19 protein-coding genes and 1 tRNA gene are annotated in these 23,141 nt (G+C 50.9%); 11 read left to right on the forward strand and 9 right to left on the reverse strand.

Annotated elements, in window-relative coordinates:
- Positions 1-828 precede the first annotated feature (828 nt).
- The 8 genes from B2R29_RS12465 (at position 829) to B2R29_RS12500 (ending at position 10,595) form a co-directional block, all read left to right on the forward strand.
- Positions 829-2,052 (forward strand): hypothetical protein, encoded by a 1,224-nt coding sequence (locus B2R29_RS12465; protein WP_301181367.1) that lies wholly within the window; start codon positions 829-831, stop codon positions 2,050-2,052.
- Positions 2,053-2,054: 2 nt separating this feature from the next.
- On the forward strand, positions 2,055-3,797 hold the full coding sequence (locus B2R29_RS12470; RefSeq protein ID WP_301181368.1) for a hypothetical protein: 1,743 nt from the start codon (positions 2,055-2,057) through the stop codon (positions 3,795-3,797).
- Positions 3,798-3,812: 15 nt separating this feature from the next.
- The gene (locus B2R29_RS12475; protein WP_301181369.1) at positions 3,813-4,451 is read left to right on the forward strand and encodes a DUF6160 family protein; all 639 of its coding nucleotides are present in this window, start codon (positions 3,813-3,815) and stop codon (positions 4,449-4,451) included.
- A 2-nt stretch (positions 4,452-4,453) separates the two neighbouring features.
- The gene (locus B2R29_RS12480; protein WP_301181370.1) at positions 4,454-7,111 is read left to right on the forward strand and encodes a DUF6160 family protein; all 2,658 of its coding nucleotides are present in this window, start codon (positions 4,454-4,456) and stop codon (positions 7,109-7,111) included.
- Between the two features lie 71 nt (positions 7,112-7,182).
- Positions 7,183-8,733, forward strand: a complete 1,551-nt coding sequence (locus tag B2R29_RS12485) for a 2-isopropylmalate synthase (RefSeq protein WP_301181371.1) — start codon at positions 7,183-7,185, stop codon at positions 8,731-8,733.
- 6 nt (positions 8,734-8,739) lie between these two features.
- A complete protein-coding gene (locus B2R29_RS12490; RefSeq protein WP_301181372.1) occupies positions 8,740-9,486 on the forward strand; it encodes a hypothetical protein in 747 nt (248 codons plus the stop codon).
- Positions 9,487-9,492: 6 nt separating this feature from the next.
- A complete protein-coding gene (gene rimI / locus B2R29_RS12495) occupies positions 9,493-9,939 on the forward strand; it encodes a ribosomal protein S18-alanine N-acetyltransferase (protein ID WP_301181373.1) in 447 nt (148 codons plus the stop codon).
- The gene (locus tag B2R29_RS12500) at positions 9,939-10,595 is read left to right on the forward strand and encodes an energy-coupling factor ABC transporter permease (protein WP_349678007.1); all 657 of its coding nucleotides are present in this window, start codon (positions 9,939-9,941) and stop codon (positions 10,593-10,595) included. Before rimI ends, B2R29_RS12500 begins: the two co-directional genes overlap by 1 nt.
- Positions 10,596-10,604: 9 nt before the next feature.
- Here the strand turns inward: B2R29_RS12500 and B2R29_RS12505 are convergent, their stop codons facing one another.
- The gene (locus B2R29_RS12505) at positions 10,605-11,117 is read right to left on the reverse strand and encodes a response regulator transcription factor (protein WP_289109179.1); all 513 of its coding nucleotides are present in this window, start codon (positions 11,115-11,117) and stop codon (positions 10,605-10,607) included.
- Positions 11,114-12,319: an ATP-binding protein gene (locus tag B2R29_RS12510; protein ID WP_289109178.1), complete on the reverse strand. Its 1,206-nt coding sequence runs from the start codon at positions 12,317-12,319 to the stop codon at positions 11,114-11,116. The genes B2R29_RS12505 and B2R29_RS12510 overlap by 4 nt, the downstream gene beginning before the upstream one ends.
- A 390-nt stretch (positions 12,320-12,709) precedes the next feature.
- On the opposite strand from B2R29_RS12510, the gene argS reads away from it, so the two are divergent.
- The 3 genes from argS to B2R29_RS12525 all read left to right on the forward strand — a co-directional run bounded on the left by argS (position 12,710) and on the right by B2R29_RS12525 (position 15,951).
- Positions 12,710-14,395, forward strand: a complete 1,686-nt coding sequence (gene argS, locus B2R29_RS12515) for an arginine--tRNA ligase (RefSeq protein WP_301181375.1) — start codon at positions 12,710-12,712, stop codon at positions 14,393-14,395.
- Positions 14,396-14,460: 65 nt separating this feature from the next.
- A complete protein-coding gene (locus B2R29_RS12520; protein WP_297530780.1) occupies positions 14,461-15,003 on the forward strand; it encodes an SPOR domain-containing protein in 543 nt (180 codons plus the stop codon).
- Positions 15,004-15,084: 81 nt separating this feature from the next.
- On the forward strand, positions 15,085-15,951 hold the full coding sequence (locus B2R29_RS12525) for an alpha/beta fold hydrolase (RefSeq protein ID WP_301181376.1): 867 nt from the start codon (positions 15,085-15,087) through the stop codon (positions 15,949-15,951).
- A gap of 265 nt (positions 15,952-16,216) precedes the next feature.
- Here B2R29_RS12525 and B2R29_RS12530 read toward each other — a convergent pair whose 3' ends face one another.
- From B2R29_RS12530 to B2R29_RS12560, 7 genes are all read right to left on the reverse strand, one after another.
- Positions 16,217-17,116: a DUF4382 domain-containing protein gene (locus B2R29_RS12530; RefSeq protein WP_301181377.1), complete on the reverse strand. Its 900-nt coding sequence runs from the start codon at positions 17,114-17,116 to the stop codon at positions 16,217-16,219.
- A gap of 487 nt (positions 17,117-17,603) precedes the next feature.
- Positions 17,604-17,679, reverse strand: a tRNA-Phe gene (locus tag B2R29_RS12535).
- 85 nt (positions 17,680-17,764) lie between these two features.
- Complete coding sequence (locus B2R29_RS12540) at positions 17,765-18,034, reverse strand: oxidative damage protection protein (protein WP_297530766.1); 270 nt, start codon at positions 18,032-18,034, stop codon at positions 17,765-17,767.
- A 2-nt stretch (positions 18,035-18,036) separates the two neighbouring features.
- A complete protein-coding gene (mutY, locus tag B2R29_RS12545) occupies positions 18,037-19,086 on the reverse strand; it encodes an A/G-specific adenine glycosylase (RefSeq protein WP_301181378.1) in 1,050 nt (349 codons plus the stop codon).
- A gap of 46 nt (positions 19,087-19,132) precedes the next feature.
- Positions 19,133-21,544 (reverse strand): bifunctional diguanylate cyclase/phosphodiesterase, encoded by a 2,412-nt coding sequence (locus tag B2R29_RS12550; RefSeq protein ID WP_301181379.1) that lies wholly within the window; start codon positions 21,542-21,544, stop codon positions 19,133-19,135.
- Positions 21,545-21,865: 321 nt separating this feature from the next.
- Complete coding sequence (locus B2R29_RS12555; protein ID WP_301181380.1) at positions 21,866-22,522, reverse strand: MlaC/ttg2D family ABC transporter substrate-binding protein; 657 nt, start codon at positions 22,520-22,522, stop codon at positions 21,866-21,868.
- A 76-nt stretch (positions 22,523-22,598) separates the two neighbouring features.
- A complete protein-coding gene (locus tag B2R29_RS12560; RefSeq protein ID WP_301181381.1) occupies positions 22,599-23,006 on the reverse strand; it encodes an acetyl-CoA sensor PanZ family protein in 408 nt (135 codons plus the stop codon).
- Positions 23,007-23,141 lie beyond the last annotated feature (135 nt).

Consider the following 23,141-nt stretch of genomic DNA (forward strand, 5'->3'; position numbering starts at 1 on the left):
GCTCTTATTCAAAACCCCAGCAGGGTAACCTGCTGGGGTTTTTTCTTATCTAGGGTTTATGCCAGGTTGCCTGCTGGGGTATTGGGTAGAATACGATAATCATTTTTACTACCTATCGGGCAGCGAAGCGTCATGTGAAAGGCGATGCACCGGAGGTGCCAGCCTTGAGCGCCGCAGGCGTGGCGAAGCCAGACAAAGCGTAGCTTTGGACTCCTTGACGATGACCTACCTGCTGCGCAGGTTCAGGTCATGGTGCAGTTGGCTTCGCCGATCAAGCTCTTATCCAAAACCCCTGATCACTAACGTGGTTAGGGGTTTTTCTTGCCCGTAAGAAAGTTAACCGTGTAGGAGCGCTTCAGCCAGCTTGCCTGGCTATGCGCGATGCGGCGCTTCGACAGAAATATGTAGGAGGGGATCCTATCCCCGAAAGCCTCTGCGACCCAGACGCCATCGGGAAGACGCTTCCCTCCTACAGAGTCGCACAAGCATCGCGTTACGATCTTTCGATGGATCTTGTCATACCCGTGTAGGAGCGGTTCAGCCAGCTTGTCTGGCTATGCGCGATTGCGGCTCAGCGTGAGACAAATGGCGTCTATTTAAGAGTTTATGCCGTTGATGCTCAAAATCGACGGGCCACGAACGTCTTCTCACTGTAAAGAGTACGTTCGTACCGCTATTACCCCTTGAAGCAAAATCCCTAGCGAATATCCTATACGTAACAAGTATTCCAATAATAAAAACAAGCTGTCACCGAATATCTATCTGTCCTGATATAGACTGGTTCTACAGTCGAAGCGGTGTCTCTTGACCGACATGTGAGGTCGTGAAGTGAAAAACATTCTCCGCCATCCATTAACAGTTGCATTGACCGCTATGTCTCTGCCAGCGCTTTCACTTGAGGCGATCAGTGATCGCGAGATGGCTGATGTTGCTGGTCAAGCCTTTATCACCATCGATGCATCATCATACAGTGACGGCACTGGTGAATGGGCAGGGCAGTATGAGTTCACAAAGGTGAATCTGGGCTTAGATATCGAAACCCTGATGACCATCGACACGCTTAAGGTTGGTGAGTTTGAGCGGACAGTAGGTGAAGACGGTACTGTGCCAATGACGGATTCTCAGGGTAACCCTGTGACTCAAAATGGGAACTTGGTGGCCCATGATGCTGATTTGATTATTGAGAACTTCGGTCTTGGCCGGGTCACTAATTACAAAGATGCCGTTAATGCTGGTGTTGAAGAGTTTAAGATCCGTGATCCTTACATTGAACTTGCGTATAAAGTAGAGAGCGGTGTCCGGAAGATTGCAGGAGTACGTATCGGCTTCTCGGAAGCTCAGGGTTGGTTGTCAGGAGATCTTATCTCTTTAACAGGTAATTTGAATGGCCGAATTGAAGGGCCTGCCTCGGTGGTATATGACCAGAACTGTAATGGTCAGGGTACTGCGAGTTGGTTGCAGTGTATTGAACTAGGTTTGGCAGATGCTTTGGGTACGCAGTTGGTAAGTACAATCGACTTGGTTGATGGTGCTGTAGGTACCGCTGGTTATAGTTATGGCGCTGGTCGCGAGTTAAATGAAGATGGTGAGCTTCAAAACCCCGATAGCCCATATCTGGACGTCCCTTACCTTAAACGAGCTTCCTGGGCGGGTGTTCCGGGGGGTAGGAGCTTCACAGCTCCAGGTTCTGCGCTTGAATTTATTATTCCCGCGCTTACCGGGTCTGAAGACTGTACTGTTACGGGTACTCCCGCTTGTTTCCCTCTAACTAACTTTCAGAGTGTCTATGTCGGCGATGAAAGTGTTGACTTTGAGAATGGCGGCGGAGCTACAGGTGCGTTTGTATCTCTTCAGACTACTTCTGTTCCGTGGGAAGATTTTTCGGGTATCGAAGGCAGTGATCGCGTATTAACTCAGAGAGGAGCGTTTTTGAATATCGCTAAATTCGATTCTGGCTCTGGTGTGAAGTATCCACTCAACCTTGATTTGTTCAGTGCAACGAACGGTACGCCACGTCAGGCTACCTGTGTTGGTAGCCTGAAGGGGTGCTAATTATGAAAATCTTGCGATCTATGTTAATCACCTCGATGGTTGTCTCTGCTGCGGCATTTGCTGACTTGCAGGCTCTTGATGATAGCCAGATGAGTGCGGCAACTGGTGAGGGGCTTGGGTTTGCCCTTGAAGATTTCGTTTTGGACACGGAAGGAGCTGAGCTTTCAGTAACAGGCATACAAAGCTCTGCGGGCGAAGAGATCGATATTAAGTGGACTAGCCTTTATGTTATGGGGGAAGGCAGTGACGAGGGCTCTATTCGCACACCGGGACAGATTGGTAGTTACCTCCATCCGTACGTAATTCGTTCATTACGAGGCAGTGGAGGCCTCGATCCTAATGATCCTTTGTATAACGAAAAGTACGGTCAGATTAACAATGAACTGGCTCTACTTGAACTTGCAGCTGATGAGTACCAATCAGATGTCCAGAATAGCGCAACTTTTGCCACATTCTCGTACTATCAGGGGTGTGTTTGGGGGCAGCCTGGGTGTGACGACTTGGCAACGGTTGGCTCTAACGGAGTCGCAGTGCAGGCGATTACAAATGAAATTGATGCCCTGAATTCGTCCAGAGCGCAAATTGTAGATACCTATTCTCTGGCATTAGGCGCACTAGAAAATCAGATGAATAGTTACTACTTGAGTGAAATTGTTCCAAGGGAGGCCACTGTTGCACAGGAGCAAACGGAATACGACGCCGAGGTTGTTGAGCTCGGTCAGCGTCTGACTACGGCATTCGATGCTTATGAAGCTTTTATGGCTATTCGACCTCAAGCTGATTGTGAGTTTGGCGATAATTGTACCGGATTGAATGGTTCCGCATGTCCCGCAATCGGGGGAGGTGCTTGTCGGGATGCTCGGACCGCATACAACAATTCTTACGACTCCTACGAGGAACAGCAGTCGGTACGCCAGGATGCATATAACGATCTTATTGAAGCACGTATAGATCTGGCTGCTGCTAATAATGATTCTGAGAGTTTTGGGCCAGCAGGCTCTTATATTGAAGCGGTCAATAATGTAGAAGAATTCAAGGTGCTGTGTGGTCTGGATTCGAGTGACTTTGGCTCGTGCGACGGTGGCCTGATCACGCGCAAGGGAGAAACAAAAGATGGTATCGAAAGTGTTTCAATAGCTTTGGCAAGTGGTGTGGAGCGCAGGGATGGCCTGGATGTGGGTGCATCCTTCGAATTCGCAGTGAACTCAGTAAATCCAAATGGCTCAACCAGCCCGCGTACTGACTACATCGATATCAACATGAAAGGGCTGTTTATCGATGGAACTGCGTTCCGTCTTTGGTCTGCTCCGGACGAGCAGGGTGACGATGAGCTGAATGCTGAGATTCGCTTGAATTTATTTATCAAAGAGTTGGATATCAGTGTTTGTGATCCTTCGGTTTGTGACAATGATCCTGTAGCCAAGGAGGCTTCTACTCTAAACTTGGATAACATGTTTGTCAGTCTTAACCTGGGTTACGGCGAGATTCAGCCAATGCGTCTGTCTGCTACGTCGGATGGTAATTTCGAGTTTGAGCTGACCAAGCTCCGTCCTGGTGATGATGTCGACACCAGTAGCCAAGAAGCTATGCAGACTTTCTATGATGATTACTATGAAAACTCACCGAAGAGCTTTATATCTATCAGCGACGTGCGTATCGGCAACAGTCCTGATGCCAGCCTCGGTAGAATCACGGTTGACGGTTTGCGTGCTCAGTACCTTAAAGTTACCAGTCGCGACCTGTAAAAGGTGGAGGTCAGAATGACATTTAATAAGTTAGTACTTTCTATATCCACATTAATGGTCGCATCTTCGGCAATGGCCGAGATGAAAGCAATTGATGATTTTGACTTGTCTGAAATTTCAGGTAAGGGTGGTGTTTACCTATCCGGTGAGTTCGCGATCAACAAAGATGGTGGACCCCTTTGGGACGATCCCAATGAAGTCTCAGGCTTCACTCCAGGTTCTCGTCCTATATTCGACGGTGCCGGTAATATCGTTGGCTCTGAAGAATGCGAAAACGGCATCTGTGGTTTGCGCCTTGCCATCAAATTGAATGAGAACAGTGAAGGTTGGTACGTTCTGGATGACGTGTCTGGCGGTATGTCGTTCGAAGGGTTGACGCTTCAGACGGAAACACTGACGACCGCAACGAACTACGACGTTTGGGTTGATGGTGGCTTCGAAGAAAAAGCGGTTGACGACGAAGTTTTGAAAATCGGGCTACCAGGAACCATTACCTTCAACGATTTTAAGTTTAAGTTCGCTGTAGCTAACAATGGTGAATTTGGTGTGCCTCTTCAGGATGGAACCGCATTTCGGCAAACCGAAATCTTCGGTGTCCAGCTGGATGGCGATATCACTGTCGGTGGTAACTTACTCCTGTTTCCGGTGGATTGATTATGAAAAAGACTACTTTGACGTTAAGTGCACTCACGCTCGCGATTCAGGCTGTATCAGTATCGGCACTGGAAGCGCTTGATGATGAGAGCATGGCGAATGTATCTGGTCAGTCTGGTGTGACGATTGAACTTGACCCTGGGCAGCTGGATATAGGTGAAATTAGCTACAGCCAGGATGGTGTTGCAGCCAATATGCGTGACATCAATATCAACTCTGGTATTGGCTCTGCCTCGGTAACGACGATAGATATTGACTCGGATGGTACCCTTAATCTGTTCAACCAGCTTGGTGCTCGCGAGTTTACCGTTGGCGGCGTTGGCATGACCGGCACTACTGGTATTACCAACGATTTTTTCAGCCTGCGCGGTGCGACTCAGGCGTATAGTGATGGCGGTACTACGGGCGACCTGACTGATGACACTGGGGTTTTTCGTCTCAACATGGGCGATGACGGTAACGGAAATCTTGCCTTTGATGGTTCACAGGTCGGCCTGTTCTTCGACGGTTTGCACTTCGGCGATGACGGCATGGAGTGGATCATTGATGATTTAGCAATGTCAGCCATCATTAACTACGGTCGCCTCATCGTTAATGACGGCAATGTCGAGTTCGACTTCGGTACCTTTGATAATCGAGGCCTACGCCTGACTTATGAGGCAGCTGCGATTGGTCTGTCTAATGATCCTAATATCGCTGTGGGTGATTATGGCGACCCTAACTCAGCGGGTTATTTGTTGGGTGACACGTTTGGTTCACTCAGTGTCGATCTTGAAGCATACGGTACCTTCACGATTGAAGGTGGCGGCGCTGATATCGGTGAGGGTATTACCTTCATACCTGCTCTTACGCTTATCAATGATGATGACGATCGCCCAGCGTTCAAATATACGGACGACGGATACGTGATCCTCGCTCGTAACTTCCGTGGAGACTTCAGTACAGAGTCTGGTTTGACGCTCGATTTTGAAGAAGACGATGCTAACAACCCCTATCTGGCATTGCGTTACGAAGATCTCACCTTCTCATTCAGCTTAGATGACCTGATTCTTGGAGATGAGAATGGAGCTGCACTCGGTAGTTTCCGTGGTCAGGTGCTTTTTCAGGATGGCTTAGTTGATGGGATTGAGCGTAAAAACTATCTACATTTATTTCCAGGCGGTGATATCGCTAGTGCCGATGGCTCAACGCAGCAGGGTATAAGGGCGCAAGTCGGATGGAATATTGTGTCTGCGGCGCCGGAAGCACAAGATGGTGAAACCTTTACCACACCGGGAAGTTTTGCAGGTAAAACTGCAGCTGAGAGTAATACTTATTTCGCCATGAACGATGATGGTAACTGGGTTTATTTCAACGGTTTTAACGGCTGGGGTGAAGGTGAGGTAACACTTGATCTTACTTCTGGCCCAGATATGGCTTCACTGCCTTCTGATTATTATGCTAACCCTTATAATTCAGCGACGGGGCAGTTTGATGCCAACGTTGGCTATGACCGTGAGAACAAGGTTGGTACTTACGATGGCCTGCGTATCGACTTCAAAGATTTACGCGGAGAGTACAGCTTCTCGGGCGTAACTGTTGGTACTAGTGAAGAAGAGGCAATGGACTCCCCTTACATGGGTGGTACTGAGCTGCTTCTGGCAATGGAAGTATTCCCATCGTACAGCTTCACACTCAATGGTAACCTGACGATTGCTCCGGGTGGTCAGATTAACAGCGACGGCGTTGGTGGTACTCAGGGTCTTACGCTTAATGGTGATCTGCGGATCACTGATGGTGATGCTGCGATTACAGTGGATGAGTTCGGTCGTGGTGTCTGGTTGACAGGTGTAACCTATGACCTTCACATGCGCGGTGCATCTATTGACGTAACCGAAGATGGCTTGACCTTTAATAAAGGGCTGACGTGGTCGACCATTCAGGTCGGTCAGTACAACAGCGCTACAGGTGAAATCGAGGGTGGTATTATCTTCGGCTCGCGCGAGGATGGCGACAACCTTGGTGCCTTCACGCTCGAACGTCTAGAGGATGGCACTACGATTTCAGTAGCGTCGGGTGGTGCAGGTCAGGTTTGTATTGGCGGCTCACTCAACGCTGGAGGCACTGATTGTGCGGGCGCTGGTCGTTTCGAAGATCGCGGAGAGCAAGGGCTGACTATCAAAGTTAAGGCGAAGTTTGCAGAGGCTCCTACTGACGTGAACGATCCTAATTATTATCGCTACCTTGGCAAAGGTAATCGCTTCTCTTGGACACAGACAAATGGTACGACCCTGACTCTTGATAACTTCAGCACCCAGGATGGTCCTCAGGGCGGGAACGACTACGGTCTGAATATTGATCTTAAGCTTGATGTTGCAAGAACAGCAGTGCGTGCAAGTTTTATTGATGAGGACGGTGACGGTAATACGGACAATGACTTTGATGGTGATGGTCGTCCTGATTTGATCGATACAAATGGTCAGTATATTCAGGAGTCCGAGATCCCGGAACGTGGCCCTCTTGGCTTTGCAGTATTCGGTCGGGTTCACTTTAAACAGCTGAACATCGATGGTCTGAAGATTGCTGCGACTCCAGACAGTACGCCTCAGACGCTGATCAGTCAGATTGTTGTTCAGAATGCGGATATTCAGGCTAACCTGACGGCCACTCCAATCCGCTAACCTTCCTTTGCTGCGATGTCCGATGATCAGGCGTATACTGTACGCCTGAATCATCGGCATCGGAGTCTCTTATGAGCCAGCAGAATCGCCTGGTTATTTTCGACACTACAATGCGTGACGGCGAGCAAAGCCCGGGCGCATCAATGACCAAAGAAGAAAAAGTCCGCATCGGTAAAGCGCTCGAAAAAATGCGCGTCGATGTTATGGAGGCAGGTTTCGCAGCTGCCAGCCCCGGAGACTTTGCGGCTATTGAGGCCGTTGCCTCTGCTGTGCGCGAGAGCACTGTATGCAGTCTTGCACGAGCGGTTGATCGTGATATTGAACAAGCGGCTGCAGCGTTGAAAAATGCAGAGCGTGCTCGTATTCATACCTTCATTGCGACTTCACCTATCCATATGCAGTACAAGCTGCGTATGGAGCCAAATGCCGTTATTGATCAAGCAGTGCGAGCGGTAAAGAAAGCACGTGGATTGGTTGAAGACGTCGAATTTTCTTGTGAAGACGCGGGCCGCTCAGAAATCGATTTTCTATGCCGTATTATCGAAGCAGCTATTGATGCTGGTGCCAGCACGATTAACATCCCTGATACCGTTGGCTATGCGATTCCAGAAGAGTTCGGAAATACTATTCGAACACTGATTGAGCGTATCCCTAACGCGGATAAGGCGATTTTCTCTGTACACTGCCACAACGACCTGGGTCTGGCGGTAGCCAACTCTCTCGCCGCAGTGACTAATGGTGCTCGTCAGGTTGAGTGTACGATTAATGGTCTGGGGGAACGCGCCGGTAATGCCTCTCTTGAAGAAGTGGTCATGGCAACCCGCACCCGCCAGGATCTGTTCAACATCGAGACCGGTATTGATACAACTCATATCGTGCCGACGTCGCGGCTCGTTTCGAGCATCACGGGTTTCCCTGTTCAGCCGAATAAAGCAATTGTGGGTGCCAATGCCTTTGCTCACGAATCCGGTATCCACCAGGATGGTGTTCTTAAGCACCGCGAGACCTATGAGATCATGAAGGCAGAAGACGTAGGCTGGGGTGCGAACCGCATGGTGATGGGCAAGCACTCGGGACGTGCCGCCTTCCGCAGTCGTTTGCAGGAGCTGGGAGTTACGTTTGAGACGGACGCAGCTTTGAATGACGCTTTTGCTCGCTTCAAGGATCTTGCTGATAAGAAGCATGAGATCTTCGATGAAGACCTGCAGGCACTGGTCACAGAAAGCCGCTCGGCCTCTCTGCCTGATGTCTATAGTCTGGTATCGCTTGAGAGTCACTCGGCTACCGGTGAAACGCCTGTGAGTGAAATCGTCATCAGCAAAGATGGCACCGAGCATCGCAGTAAAGCGGAAGGTAGCGGCCCTGTGGATGCAGCTCTGCGTGCTATTGAAGATGTCGCTAAGTCCGGCGCTAATCTCTTGCTGTACTCGGTGAATGCGATTACGGAAGGCACTGACTCTCAGGGTGAGGTGACTGTGCGTCTTGAAAAGGCGGGCCGTATTGTCAACGGCAGCGGTGCGGATACCGACATTGTTGTCGCATCAGCAAAGGCGTACATCCATGCACTGAATCTTCTGGTCAGCACTAACGATCGTACGCACCCTCAGAACGACGGCGTTTAACGGCGTATGTTAGAGCAGCGTCGGGTCGATTATCTCAAGTCGATGGGCATCACAGTGTGGCTGCCCAGACGAGAGCTGCCTCATGCCCCAGCGTCTCGCTGGATGGCCGAGGACTCGCCATCTGAGCGACATGAGCATATTCATATTGAGTCGACGCATGATCATGCCCGCCCGGTAGCCGCAGCAGATTTGTTGCGGGCGGGGCAGCCTATGCCAGCTCACCCTGAGGTGGCAGAGGAAATCGTTAAAGAAACGCCTTCAGAGCCTGTTAAGCCTGCAGCGCCGGTCAGTACGGATTTAGCACCGCCGGCTGAGGATACCGTCGTTGCTTCTGTTGGTGAGCCGCCAAGGTTCGCGCTGGAGTTTATGCAGCTGAGTGGCTCAGGGATCTGGGTTGTCGATGCCAACATACCGCTGGAGCAGGTGGCCCCTTTTGCTGGCAGAGTGTTAGCAGCGTTTGGCATGAAGCCCTCGGTTGTACCTCAGCCAGTCTCTTTTCGTTGGCCATTTATCGAGTCCCGCCACCAGGATCAGAGTGAAGCTGTTGCCGTGCAGGCACTGAGGGCCCAATGGCAGTATTTCAGCAGTCAGGGTGCCGGCTACGTTATCACCGTAGGCGCTAACGCACAGAGCTGGATGAATAAAATAGACGTTAAAGAGCACTTCCATATAGCGGACCTCGAGGCATTAATGTCGTCGGCGTCCGCCAAGCGTGCTTTATGGCTCTCATTGCATGGTCTGGCGGAACGGTAGATGCCTATGAGTGATATCCGCGCGGGAGGCATCGAAGACCTCGAAACGGTTATGGCAATTGAGCAGGCAGCTCATCAGTATCCGTGGTCTGAAAAAATCATGACGCGCTACCTGCGCAAGCCAGATTCTGTCTGGGTACTCGAAGTTGCCGGCGAGCATACGGCTCATGCGGTGATCTCTGCCGTAGCCGATGAAGCGGAATTATTGATGATCAGTGTTCGTCCCGAGATGCAGGGGCGGGGGTATGGCAAAGCATTGCTTGGTCGTGTCAGCCAATGGTTGCAGATGAAAGGAATAATGTCTTTCTTTCTCGAGGTTCGTGAATCAAATGCAAGCGCAATCGGTCTGTACGAGTCGCTTGGATTTAACGAAGTTGGCAGGCGCCCCGGTTATTATCCTCATCCCGATGGCCGTGAAGACGCTCTGATTTATTCGCTGGAGCTTTGTGATTAATGGTCTCTGAACTCAGTAGTCATACTGCGTTACTAGTTTCCTGGCTGATATCAGCCGCCCTTCTTTTTTATACGTTCAAAACTATCAACTGGGCGGCATTCTCGCGCCACTCAGGTGTACAACATTTCTTTCTCGGAAGCTTGCTGGTCGTATCCGGATTCTGGTTTATGCGGGCGGGAGTTCGTCCGGGACTCGATTTCCATATTATTGCCGCAACGGCGCTGACGCTCCTGATGGGCTGGCGTCTGGCCTTACTGAATATGGCTCTGGTGCTGGTTGTTATGGTGTTCTTGGGTGTCATTGAGCCAGAAGCCTGGGCGCTCTCTTTTTTGCTGGGGGCTGCAATTCCAATACTGGCGGCTTACCAGTTTTTTCTTCATGTCTATCAACGTATGCCTCATAACCCCTTTATTTATATTCTGGTGGCAGGCTTCCTGAATGCTGGGTTTACTCAGGTTGTATACGCTTGTTCTGTTTCCGGCTGGTTCTGGCTTGAAGGTATTTATACTCTGGAGCAGATCTGGCGGGACTACCTGAGAATGCTTCCGTTAATGATGTTTCCGGAAGGGATAACAAACGGTATGTTTATCGCAGGGATGGTGAGCTTCCACCCCCGCTGGCTGAGCACCTTTGATGAAGATTCGTATTTTAATTAGTGAGCTTCATTAACGGGGAGCATACTTTTGCAGCTTTCGTTGCAGAGTCCGGCGGTGCATATTTAAGGCCCTTGCTGTCGCTGAAATATTCCCATCGTTTTCGTTCAGTACTCGTTGAATGTGTTCCCACTCCATCCTGTCGACGCTCATTACTTCAGCTTGCTGCTGATCCACAGACTTACCTTCGAAGGTCGAAATAAGATCCTGCAATGTTGCAGGCTTGTGCAGATAGTTGTCGGCACCGCGTTTGACCGCTTCTACAGCGGTAGGAATGCTGGCATAACCTGTAAGTACGATAATAGAAGCTTCAGGCCAGCGCTGTTTTATCGGAGAAATAAGATCGAGACCAGAGCTGTGCTCAAGGCGCAGGTCAAGAATAATTCGCTGCGGAGAATCTTCAACGTCTCCCAGTTCTTCCGGACTGCGGATGAAGGTGGCTATTGCGCCACTTCTTTCAAGGCTACGACAAAGTACACGACCGAAATGTTCGTCATCATCAATGATCAGGTAACGTAACGTCATGCGCTTTGTCTCCGCGAGGCTATGGGCAGTTTCAAGTGGCTCAGGCTGCCGCCCGAATTCAGAGCTTTTAAGTGAATGCTGCCACCAAACTGCTCAATGCTGGCGTTGCTCAGATAAAGTCCGATGCCCATGCCATGTTCTTTCTGGCTTGCGAATACGGCCTCTTCGCTGATGTGACTGGCTGCTTCCGGGTCAGGCTGAATAATATCCAGCTCCCAGAAGTCAGAAGTTACTCGGGAGCGCAGCTGTACAGGTTTCTGTCCGGCTTCTGCGGCGTTATCCAGAAGGTTCAGTAATGCCTGGTCCAGAAGTGGCGAGGCGGGGATGATAGCTGATGCTTTGCAATCAAGCTCATCCCATAAAGCATGCGGTTTACTCAAACGCCAGCGATGGAGTTGGCGCATCAGCCACTCCTCAGCATCGTGTTCTGAATGGGCGCTACTTTGTCGGCCCGCCATCGCCAGCTGCTGAAGCGAATGTCGGCACCGCTCTACCTGCTGGCGCATGACAGAAATATCTTCATCGCTAACCTCGTGCTCGGTGGCTTCGTCGAGCAGCATATCGAGGGTCATCAGAGGCGTGCCCATTTCATGGGCGGTGCCTGCTGCGAGCGTAGCGATACCAATGAGTTGCTCGTTCTTGAGCTGTCGCTCCCGGAGAGACTGGATCTCAACAACATGCCGTTGTCGATCACGTACCAGTGCGGGCAGAAACGCAGCGATAATGAGTGTACTGAGAACAAAGGTCAGCCACATGCCACCAAGGTGCCAGTCAAACAAAGAGCCTTTGCCATCCATGCCCATCGCCAGCGGTGTATACCACTGCGTCAGTACGCTGTAATCCAGAATCAGTGTGCCGGCCACTATAAGTGCGCGATACCGGTTAAGGCTGTACGCTGAGACAACCATTAACACCAGAAAGTACGAGATCACAGGGTTTGTCGCCCCTCCACTGAAAAACAGCAGTGCCGTCATCAGCTGGGTTTCCGCGACAATATTGAGTAGCAGAGCATCCTGCCCCATTCGTCTCGAAGCCTGCCAGAATGGCAGGGCGATCAGTGGGATATAACCTGCGAGCACCCACCAGATGATAGGCGGCAGATTAAAGCCCACGAATGCAAGCCAGAATAGCAGTACGAGCCAGATCAGAGCGACCGAAAACCTGAGCAGGCCGAGGCGAGTGAGCGTATTACCAAAATTCAATCCGATGACCCCTGACTTCCGGACAAAGTGGCATTTTCATTGAATTTACAGCATACCACTTACAGGAGGAGTATTCTGAAAATAGGTCATGACCTGAGTCATTCCTGCGCTTCATCAACGTCTCTATGGCGAGAACAGCGCGCAGCAATTGTCCGCCGGAGAGCTGTTGCGAAATATGCACAAGTATCGCGTATCCCGAGTGATGTCGGAGGCAACTATTGATGGCGAAGCGCCAGGGTTTTCGGGATTGTATGGCGTTTCGTTCCTGACGGTTCTCTGATACAGCGTAACGTCGGGACTCGGGCGTTGTTGTGTGCTTCAACCTTGGCGTTAATTTTGCGATAATCCGCCCCCTTCTGAATAACACACTTCTCCGGGCCGGATCTCTATATGAAACCTCAGATTGCCGAGTTACTTAGTGCCGCTGTCAGCGTTCTGAAAGAACAGAATGTACTTCCAGCAGACCTCGAACCGCGAATTCAGGTCGATAATACCCGCGATAAAGCACACGGTGATCTGGCAACGAACCTGGCGATGATGCTGGCAAAGCCTGCTGGTAAGAATCCACGTGAACTCGCTCAGCTGGTGGTCGACGCTCTGCCAGAAAGTAGCCTCGTCGAGAAGACCGAAATTGCAGGCCCAGGGTTTATCAACTTCTATCTGAGTGATGAGTCTACGTCGTCACTGGTCAAAGCTGTTCTGGATCAGAAAAACGAATATGGTCGCTCTGATGTTGGCCAAGGCAAAAAGGTGCAGGTCGAATTTGTGTCGGCCAACCCGACCGGTCCTTTGCATATTGGCCATGGCCGTGGAGCCGCCGTCGGTGATTGCCTGTGTCGCCTCCTCGAAGCGACAGGCTGGGACGTCACCCGTGAGTTTTACTACAACGATGCAGGCCAGCAGATTAATAACCTTGCTTTGTCGGTTCAGGCGCGGTGTAAGGGCCTGACCCCTGACGATGCAAGCTGGCCAGAAGACGGCTACCGCGGCGAGTACATCATTGATCTCGCCGAGAGCTTTATGCGTGGTGACACCGTATCGTCTGAAGATCAGAGCTTCACAGGCACCAAAGACGCTGAGGACCTCGAAGGTATTCGTCACTTTGCAGTCGCTTATCTGCGCAACGAGCAGGATCTTGATCTCAAGGCATTCGGTGTCGATTTTGACGTCTACTTCCTTGAATCCTCGCTCTACACCGAAGGTAAGGTTGAAGAAGCCGTTCAGACACTGATTAAAAATGGTTACACCTACGAAGACGGAGGCGCTCTCTGGTTGCGCACCACTGACTTTGGCGATGATAAAGACCGTGTCATGCGTAAAACAGACGGTGGCTATACCTACTTCGTTCCGGATGTCGCCTACCACCTGAACAAATGGCAGCGTGGTTTTACTCTCGTAATCAACGAACAGGGTGCTGATCACCACTCAACCATTACCCGTGTGCGTGCAGGTTTGCAGGCGCTGAACGCCGGTATTCCAGAAGGCTGGCCGGGTTATGTACTGCACCAGATGGTGACCGTAATGCGTGGCGGTGAAGAAGTTAAGATCTCCAAGCGTGCGGGAAGCTACGTTACTCTGCGTGACTTGATCGACGAAGTCGGTCGCGACGCCACCCGTTACTTCCTTGCAGCCCGTAAGGCCGATGGACAGCTCACCTTTGATATCGACCTGGCGCGCTCTCAGTCGTCAGACAACCCTGTGTATTACGTTCAGTATGCGCATGCGCGGGTATGTTCGATTTTCCGTAAACTGGCAGAAGCAGGTCAGAGCTGGGATGCTGAAACGGGCCTTGCTGCTTTGGGCGCGCTGACGCTTGAAACTGAAAAAGAAATGATGGTTAAGGTCGGTCGTTTCCCTGAAATCGTTCGCCGCGCCGCCGATGCCAGCGAACCTCATCAGATTGCTAACTTCCTGAGAGAACTGGCGGGTGATTTCCATACCTGGTACAACTCAGAAAAAACCCTGGTAGAGGATGCCGACCTGCGTAACGCGCGCCTGGCTCTGGCTGAGTCTGTGCGTCAGGTTCTGCATAACGGCCTGTATCTTTTGGGCGTCAGTGCACCGGAAGAGATGTAATCGGTCACAGTAATACTGAAAGAGTATGGTAGTGTGATCGCGAACGTATTTCTCTGGGTAAGTTGATGTCTGATAACAGCTCTAAAGTACCGGCCTGGGTGTGGGTAACCACACCCGCTATCGCTATTGGTTTTGTCGGTTTTATTTTTTATCTCTCGACGATTCCGGCGGGCGACGAGCTCGAAGCCGTTCGCGGTGATGCACGTAAAGTACTTGAAGAAAGCGCGGCGAAAGCCCGCGAAGATGCGGCAAAAATTGAGAGTAAGGTGAAACCTTCTTATGATTTTTACCGCCTGCTGGAAAAGCAGACCGTTGAAGTCCCAGACGTTGAAGAGTACAAATCGACGCCTAAGGATGCCGCAGCCAAGTATGAGTATCGTCTTCAGGCTGGCTCTTTCCGCTCAGACAGTGATGCGGACCGGATGCGAGCAGAGCTGATTCTTGAGGGCTTACCTGCCTACCTCGAAAGCAGTGCAGTCAACGGTTCGACATGGCACCGGGTATTTGTCGGGCCGTATACCGACCGCTCCAAACTTAATAAAGCGCAGGACATCCTCGTCAGCCGCAACGTCAGCCCACTCGTGCTGAAACAGAAAGTCAGCGACTGAGATCAATTACAAGCTGGCTTTGCCTTGCCGGGCTCACCGGGCTGTGTAACATTGAATACACCGCCCTCACAGGAGTCGCTCATGGCATTGGAAACCCACACTCACTTCTACAGTGTTGAGACACCAGAAGGTCGCAAACAGCTGGCATTCCAGATGTGGCAGCGGTCTGCCTCTGCGACAGCCCCGGTTCTTATCTGTGTGCACGGCCTCACCCGTAATCGCCATGATTTTGACGAAATAGCGTCTGCGCTCGCATCACACTATCGCGTGGTTACGGTCGACATGATCGGTCGCGGCGACAGTGACTGGCTGAGTGACCCCAGTCACTATGGGTATCCGCTTTACATCAGCTTAATGCAGCAGCTGATGACTCATCTGGCAGACATCACCGGCGAAGACCGTTTCGATTGGCTTGGCACCTCTATGGGAGGGCTGATCGGAATGATGATCGCGGCCAGTCCGGCGACTCAGATAGACCGGCTGGTACTCAATGATATCGGCCCCGAAATCCCTGTGGCAGGACTGAAAAGACTGGCGGATTATGTCGGGCAAGCGCCTGCCTTCTCGTCTTTGGGAGAGGTGGAAGATTATCTACGGGTCATTGCTGCCGGGTTTGGCCAGTTGAGCGATGCTCAGTGGCGTACCATGGCGACTCACGCTGCGCGAAAGGACGAATCAGGCAACTGGCGGCTGACGTACGACCCGGCGATCAGTAATGCGTTTGATGGTCTTAGCGAGGATATTGACCTTACCGGTATCTGGAAGCTTGTATCCTGTCCGGTCTTGGTGATCCGGGGAGAGCAATCAGACCTGCTGACGGAAGAGGGCTTGGTGCGGATGTGCGAACGCAAAAACACCTACCATGTAACTATCCCTGACGCAGGTCACGCGCCGGCGCTGCTGTCGGGCGAAGAGATCTCGACAGTGCGCGATTTTTTGACGACGTAACCGAATGTAAGGCTCGCAAACAACAAAAAGCCACAGACGGTTTCTGGAAGAATTAGCGCTCATGGTTCTTACTATAAACAGTCGTTCATGGTTTCAGGGTTGCGGGCAATGGAAGAAACAGAACTCAGCCAACCGGCGTTTTTACATGTTCATATTATCGGTGCGTTCGTGTCAGCCAGCATACTCATGCTGGTGATGTTAGTGGGCTGAAAAGGGGAGGGGGTAGCGGCACCTCCTTGTGCCATAGCTTGCGCCGAAACGCTTATTAAGGGTTAGCATCTACCGTTACTGTACCGTCTGTTTCGATAGTAACCACCGCACTTACGAAGCTGAAACCTTCGCCCTGACCAAATTCTTCGTCATCTACTTCCGGATCATCCAGTTCAGCCTGACACGTCACAGCGACAGTGTAATCGCCTGGTGTCAGGTAAGACGCCGTGTACGAAAGTTCAGCATCAACTGACGCTGTTGCCACTGGCTCGCCGTCGGTTCCCAGGTCGTCTGGTTCTGTAACCTCACCTTCATAGACATACACCGCTTTCGTGTCTTCGCTGTTGCAAAGTTCAGAAGACAATGTGCCGGTAATCGCACCGTAATCGGCCAGATCAATCAAACGGATCGTCGGACGTAGCTTGTAATCGCCAGTGCCTGTCACCGTAATCGCTTTGCGCAGATCGAAGTCCAGCATGAAAGAGACTGATTCGTCGGCCGTCACGGTGAAACCACTGACGAGTTTCAGACCCGTCTGCTCACCACTTGGAATTTCCAGCTCAAATGAGCCATCAGCAAACGAGATATAAGTGTCATTATTTCCTTCGGTATCTACCATCAGGCGGATTTGAGAGTACTCGCCAGCTTCTACTTCGAAATCGGTAAACAGTTCTACACTATTGCCCGCTTGATAATCTAACAGGTTAATCTGCTTTGGCTCATCGAACGTCAGCTCTTCCTGTGTTTCATCATCTTTAATCAGAACAACACCAGAGAACTGTACGTATACGCCAAGTGCTGAATTTACCGGCGCATCAGTCACACTCATGGATACTTTACCGGTCTCGCCGTCATCATCATTACTGCTGCCATCACCACCGCAGCCAGTCAGAATTAAAGCCGACGTCGCGACTGCCAGAAGTGACGGTTTCAGTGAACCAGAAGAAATAGACATACATACTCCAAAATCAATGAGGTTACTTATCTGTACGCGTATTTATCTAAAGGTTCCTATATTTTTTTACGGAACTTTTCGTTGAAGTGGTGTGGGTCGATCTATCATCAAGCAATACACGGCTGTAGGCAGCTCTGCTCACCATTCGTCGCGGTGGTTTGTCTCAGGCAATAAAAAAAGCCCGTATATTTCTGTACAGGCTTTTGGAATAGGCGGACAAATCTGACGGGATCAGATTTGCACGGCCGCAGGCCGCCCGGAGGGGCAAAGCCAGGGATGGCTTTGATGAATCGAACGAGTTCGATGGAGTGTTTCACTTTCTTGTAAGCAATAAAAAAGCCCGTACATTTCTGTACGAGCTTTTCGAATAAGTGGTGCCCAGAGGCGGACATCGAACGGGGGCGCCCAGCTCACCGACACGGGTGGCGGTGGTCATATTTCAGATAACAAAAAGCCCCGCAATTGCGAGGCTCTTTGTAGAAATAAGTGGTGCCCAGAGGCGGAATCGAACCACCGACACGCGGATTTTCAATCCGCTGCTCTACCGACTGAGCTATCTGGGCATCTCGTCAGGACTGTGTGTCCGTTGAGTGGCGCGTATTAAACCGCGCTCGTCGCATACTGTCAACAGCTATTCGGCGATTTTTCTTAATTTTCAGGAACATAGCCTTCAGCCTGATCGAAATCCCCACCACTGAGAAACTTCTCGCGCTGCTCGGTCAGGTACTTGCGGGCTTCGGGGTCCATAACGCTCAGGTGCTTCTCGTTAATCAGGCGCTTTTGGTGCTCGATCCATTCTTCCCATGCTTTTGCAGAGACAGTTTCCATGATTTTTTCACCGGCAGGTCCGGGGAAGGGTGGAGTGGTCAGAGCGGGGAGTTCTTCACCGTATTTACGACAGTGTACCGTGTTGGCCATGCTTACTCCTGAGTGATCAATGTAAGTAGTTTTTTCACCGGTGCAGCCAGACCAATGGCGCTGGGTGAGGAGGTATTGTACCAGTGGACGTTGTTTTCATGCACAGTCGCAGCAGGTCGTTTCAGTATTACGTGCACTGGGGTGATATCAAGGTGGTAGTGCGAAAAGGTATGTCTGAAGGTGTTCAGAGTCTGACTTTCAGCCTCTGTGTGGCCAGTCTCGCTCAGAATAATCTGCTCCGTTTCAGCGGTGTTTTCGACTTCGGGAAAGCTCCACAGCCCGCCCCAGATACCACTTTGAGGCCGCTGCTTCAGTAGTAGCTCACCCAGTTCGTTCTCCAGAATTACCATAACGGTACTTCTTACTGGTTTTTCCTTCTTTGGCTTGCTGTTCGGGTATTGCGTTGGATTACCTTCAGCATACCCCTGGCAGTCAGGCTGCAGCGGACAAATGCCGCAAGCCGGCTTTGAGCGTGTGCACAGGGTCGCGCCCAGATCCATCATCGCCTGTGTATATTGCTGGTGGCTGTGTTGGGGCGTCAGCCGTGTCGCAATATTCCAAAGCTCTTTTTCGACTGCTGTGGTACCGGGCCACCCGGAGAGGGTATAAAAGCGGGTAAGTACTCGCTTTACGTTGCCATCGAGAATCGGTGCGCGGATGCCCATACTAATAGAGGCGATAGCCCCAGCGGTTGAACGTCCTATGCCCGGCAAAGCACTCAGGCCCTCTACTGATCTGGGAAACTCTCCGTCGTATTCGCTAACGACTGTCTGAGCGCATTTGTGAAGGTTTCTGCCGCGGGCGTAATAGCCAAGCCCGGTCCAGTGGTGAAGTACGTCATCCTGGGTGGCGTTGGCCAGAGCTTCGACCGTGGGGAAACTTGCCATAAAGCGTTCGTAATAGGGGATAACGGTGGCTACCTGAGTCTGCTGCAGCATGATCTCAGACACCCAGACATGGTATGGGGTGATGTTCTGTTGCCAGGGAAGATGCTTTCGCCCGTGAACCTCATACCAGGCGAGCACAGTTTCACTAAAGGCTGAGTCTTTCATAGTGTCCGGTTTCTGTTAAAACGGCGGGCAGTATGAAGGATATGGCTCAGATTTCGTAGCTGTTGCTGCGTCGCTCGGCTGAGACAATCAGGTACTGGTGTAGCTGTCCGAGGGATAGTGGACGGCTGAACAGGTAGCCCTGACCTTCATCGCAGTTATTCAATCGCAGATACTGGAGCTGTTCATCTGTCTCGACGCCTTCGGCAACCACGTTCAGATCGAGCTTGTGGGCCATTGCGATGACCGCAGCGGTGATTGCCATGTCGTTTTTGTCATCCGGGATGTCCATGACGAAAGAGCGGTCGACTTTAAGCACATCAATCGGGAAGCGCTTGATATAAGACAGCGAAGAATAACCAGTACCGAAGTCGTCGATGGCAATGGATACCCCTGTCGATTTGATTTCCTGCATGATGCGGATGGCTTCTTCAACATCATCCATCAGCGTACTTTCGGTGATTTCCAGTTCCAGGCAGCGCGGTGGAATTTCCGTGATCTCAAGCACATTGCGAATACGGCCTGCGAGATCCGGATCGGTGAACTGCTTGGCTGACAGGTTAACCGCAACCTTGGCATCTGCTGGCATTATGTTCTTGCGGATAAGGCTACTGATCTGGCGGCATGCCTGTTCCAGCACCCAGTTACCTATATCAATAATCTGGCCTGTTTCTTCGGCGACCGGGATAAAGTTATCCGGTGTGATGATACCTTTGTCGGGGTGCTGCCAGCGAATCAGTGTCTCGATGCCTGTGGTACGGTAGTCGAACAGGCTGATCTTAGGCTGATAGAACAGGGTGAACTGATTGCGTTCTATCGCTTCGTTGATCTCTTTCTCGATAGCGAGGTGTTCGAGAATAGAGTGATTCATCTCTTCAGAGAAGAACTGGAAGTTATTCCGTCCCTGCTCTTTTGCCGAATACATGGCCAGGTCTGCGTTCTTCATCAGCACGTTGGTGTCTGTTGAATCATCAGGCGTCATTGTGATGCCAATACTCACCGACGTGAGAATATCCTGACCTTTTACGCGGATAGGTTTTGACATGGCGCGCAGAATTTTTTCTGCGACGGCACGAACGTCCTGCACTGAGCTGATATCTGTCAGCAGGATCGTGAATTCATCACCGCCGATTCTGGATACTGTGTCGTTTTCGCGCACGGTGTTGCTCAGGCGGTTAGATACCTCCTTGAGTAGAATATCACCCGCATCATGTCCCAGGGTGTCGTTCACACGTTTGAACTGGTCCATATCCAGGAACATCAGGGCCATGGATTTTCCTGAGCGGATAGCCCCTTTTACTGAGGTGACCAAACGATTCTTAAACAGGCGCCGGTTCGCCAGCCCCGTCAGTGGGTCGAAGAAAGCGAGGGTTTCCATCTGCACCTGAGCCGCTTTCAGTTCAGAAATATCTGAAATTGCACCTAAGTAGCCGAGTAACTGACCGTCACGATCATGCAGCGCACTGGCCATCAGATGAATCCATGTATGCGCCATATCCGGACGGGTCAGGCGGATTTCCAGCGCAATGCTTTCTTGATCCAGAACCAGGCGGTTCCAAGCCTCCTGAACATTCACCAGATCTTTCGGGTTGATCATTTCAAACCAGTCCTGAAGGTCGGGGTGCTCGCTTGTCAGGCCATGAATGTCGCGCCAGCGCTGGTTAACGTATTGCAGATTCTGGTTCGGATCGACCTGAAAAATACCTACCGGAGATAATGCGGTCAGTTTTCTGAACCTTTCTTCCGATGCTTTTAACGACTGGTTTTCATCATCGATGGTCGTCAGCAGGCGGTTAAAAAGATCAACCAGATCACCGAGTTCATCGTTATTCGTTTTCGTTGCCCGAATCGAATAGACCTTTTTGTTCAGGATCTCCGTCAGCGTATCACTGAGTTCGCGCATCGGTCTGGAGATCACATCTTTAAGCTTATTGGCGAGAAACAGAGCAAGTGCGAATGCCGTCAGCATGATGATGATAGAGAACACCAAAAACTGAAAGAAACGTTCGAGTAGTTGGTCGCGGCTGCTTTCGATGTACAAAGTGCCTATAGGTTCTTCAGCTCGGGTAACGGGGAAGAAGCGTGAAAAATTGTAGGTCTTGAGGGTATCGACTCGTGGCAGGTAATTCGGACAATCAATACGCTCATGTGCCTTCGAGTGGTAGCTGGCCGCAAGTGTCTGATCCTGGCGATAAATACAGCCACGGACTATTGCGCCGTCAGACTGAAGGGTGTTCAGGTTGCTCTCAAGCAGCGCCTTATCGTTGAAGGTCAGTGCGGCAGTGATACGGTCTGAAATAACGTCCCCTAACACCTGTAGCTTGTTCTCTGTATCGCGCTTGGCAAGGTAGTACTCGAGCGAAATATAGGCGAAATTAGCCAGCAGCAGTGTCAGACCCGTTGTAATCAATGAAATAAGAACAAGGCGTCGGCGCAGGGACTGAGTTTTGAAAAGCGTCATGGCACTACTCTCCCAACGGGAGTGTTGTATGGCAGCCAAGGAAGCGCTCCTTCCTGAAGTGTCATTGTGATGTACATTCTGCTGCCAATCATACTGTGCCGGTAATCCGAATAAACGCGCTCTACAGAGTGCTGCGTCAGTTATGTGAATGCAAGACGGCCAATACGGCCTTTTAAAGGTCATCTTTTATTAGATGGCGCATTTTGATGCGCTCTAGTGGAAAACCCAATCAACTCAGTTTAGTACTAATTCGTTGATTTTACCGGTGGCTGGTCACAAAAAAAGCCGCTGTTCAGCGGCTTTTTTGGGAGAGCCAGTGGCTTATGAGCCAGCCTGAAGCTCTTCAGGATCATATGGCTTGACGGGTTCGCTTTCCAGTTCGGCGATAAGTTCGCCAATGCTGATGCTCTGCAAGCGGTCAGAAAGCTGTGTGCGGTAGGTTTTCACCATACTCAGACCAGAAATAACAGCGTCGTAGACCAGCCAGTTGCCTGAATCTTTGTCCTCGTACAGGCGGAAATCCACAGGGACTTTATTGCCATTACTCTGGGTGAACTGGCCTTTCACGATAGCGCGGCCACCGTCTGGGCTGTAGCGGGTGTCTGAGAACTCCAAAGATTCACCGCTGAATGCCTTAAAAGCACCGCCATAGGTGCGCAACTGGCGATCACGGAAAATAGTAATGAAGCGCTGCTGCTCTTCTGGTGTTGCACGGCGCCAGTATTTGCCCAGTGCGCCCATTGCGATCTTTTCCTGGTCGATTGCCGGAAGGATGTATTCTTCTACCAGGCGCTCAACCATCTGAGCATCGCGCTCTTCAGGTTCGGTTTTCTTCAGTTCAGCGATGACACCGTTGGTGGCTTGCTCAACCACTTTCAGTGGCTTGTCGTCACTGGCGAATGCCTGCGTTACCGCAAACATCATCAATGTAAAAAGGGAGAGTATTTTCAGCACGGTTACGTCCTTATCATTTTTCATCAGTATCTAACGATACGTATCAGCTGCCTAGACGGATGTTCACAATTATTTGTTACACCTGTGCAACAGTGGCTGCTTATTTAGTCCTTTTGTAGACCAGAAGGTCACCCTGACGTTCAAAATTTCGTCGCAGGATGGCTTCGGACAGTGAGTCTTCACTATCGTTAAACTCCAGAGTCAGCGATTCTTCATCCGCCCATTTGCACAAAAAGTGCAGCATCTGATGCATAACACCACGGCCTTGAGTGATTCGACGAACGCCTGCCTTCGACAGCCTCACGTGGTCGCCAGTCCGCTCTGCCAGTAACGCGCCAATAATGCGGTCGTTAAATCTACCACCAACGATCCAGCGATTCTCGGTAATCCATTCGCGCAGAGGCTCGTCGACCGCAAGTCCGTGAGGCGCAGTATCATTGCGGATTTTCTCAAAATCGACGAAGTCGTCTTCGGTTGGCTCTGTCAGGTGCTCCAGTTTTACCGGCACATCAGGCTCCTGTTCTTTGGCTTGTTCACGGTGTGGTGCATCAGTCAGGCAGGATTTATTACTTTCACAAGCTTACGGCCTACTTTCTGGTGCGCTTTGCTTTATAATGCTTTCTTTTCTGTTTTGCGAGAGTCC

Origin of the sequence: Thalassolituus sp. UBA3500 (assembly GCF_002377545.1) — a bacterium.
GTDB lineage: Bacteria > Pseudomonadota > Gammaproteobacteria > Pseudomonadales > Oceanobacteraceae > Thalassolituus.

Excerpts from the sequence above, each read along its gene's own strand:
- rimI (WP_301181373.1), top strand. The coding sequence starts at position 9,493 with ATGAGTGATATCCGCGCGGGAGGCATCGAAGACCTCGAAACGGTTATG.
- B2R29_RS12550 (WP_301181379.1), bottom strand. The coding sequence starts at position 21,544 with ATGACGCTTTTCAAAACTCAGTCCCTGCGCCGACGCCTTGTTCTTATT.
- B2R29_RS12505 (WP_289109179.1), bottom strand. The coding sequence starts at position 11,117 with ATGACGTTACGTTACCTGATCATTGATGATGACGAACATTTCGGTCGT.
- B2R29_RS12470 (WP_301181368.1), top strand. The coding sequence starts at position 2,055 with ATGAAAATCTTGCGATCTATGTTAATCACCTCGATGGTTGTCTCTGCT.
- argS (WP_301181375.1), top strand. The coding sequence starts at position 12,710 with ATGAAACCTCAGATTGCCGAGTTACTTAGTGCCGCTGTCAGCGTTCTG.
- B2R29_RS12555 (WP_301181380.1), bottom strand. The coding sequence starts at position 22,522 with ATGAAAAATGATAAGGACGTAACCGTGCTGAAAATACTCTCCCTTTTT.
- B2R29_RS12490 (WP_301181372.1), top strand. The coding sequence starts at position 8,740 with ATGTTAGAGCAGCGTCGGGTCGATTATCTCAAGTCGATGGGCATCACA.
- B2R29_RS12540 (WP_297530766.1), bottom strand. The coding sequence starts at position 18,034 with ATGGCCAACACGGTACACTGTCGTAAATACGGTGAAGAACTCCCCGCT.
- B2R29_RS12480 (WP_301181370.1), top strand. The coding sequence starts at position 4,454 with ATGAAAAAGACTACTTTGACGTTAAGTGCACTCACGCTCGCGATTCAG.
- B2R29_RS12475 (WP_301181369.1), top strand. The coding sequence starts at position 3,813 with ATGACATTTAATAAGTTAGTACTTTCTATATCCACATTAATGGTCGCA.
- B2R29_RS12500 (WP_349678007.1), top strand. The coding sequence starts at position 9,939 with ATGGTCTCTGAACTCAGTAGTCATACTGCGTTACTAGTTTCCTGGCTG.
- mutY (WP_301181378.1), bottom strand. The coding sequence starts at position 19,086 with ATGAAAGACTCAGCCTTTAGTGAAACTGTGCTCGCCTGGTATGAGGTT.
- B2R29_RS12485 (WP_301181371.1), top strand. The coding sequence starts at position 7,183 with ATGAGCCAGCAGAATCGCCTGGTTATTTTCGACACTACAATGCGTGAC.
- B2R29_RS12520 (WP_297530780.1), top strand. The coding sequence starts at position 14,461 with ATGTCTGATAACAGCTCTAAAGTACCGGCCTGGGTGTGGGTAACCACA.
- B2R29_RS12525 (WP_301181376.1), top strand. The coding sequence starts at position 15,085 with ATGGCATTGGAAACCCACACTCACTTCTACAGTGTTGAGACACCAGAA.
- B2R29_RS12530 (WP_301181377.1), bottom strand. The coding sequence starts at position 17,116 with ATGTCTATTTCTTCTGGTTCACTGAAACCGTCACTTCTGGCAGTCGCG.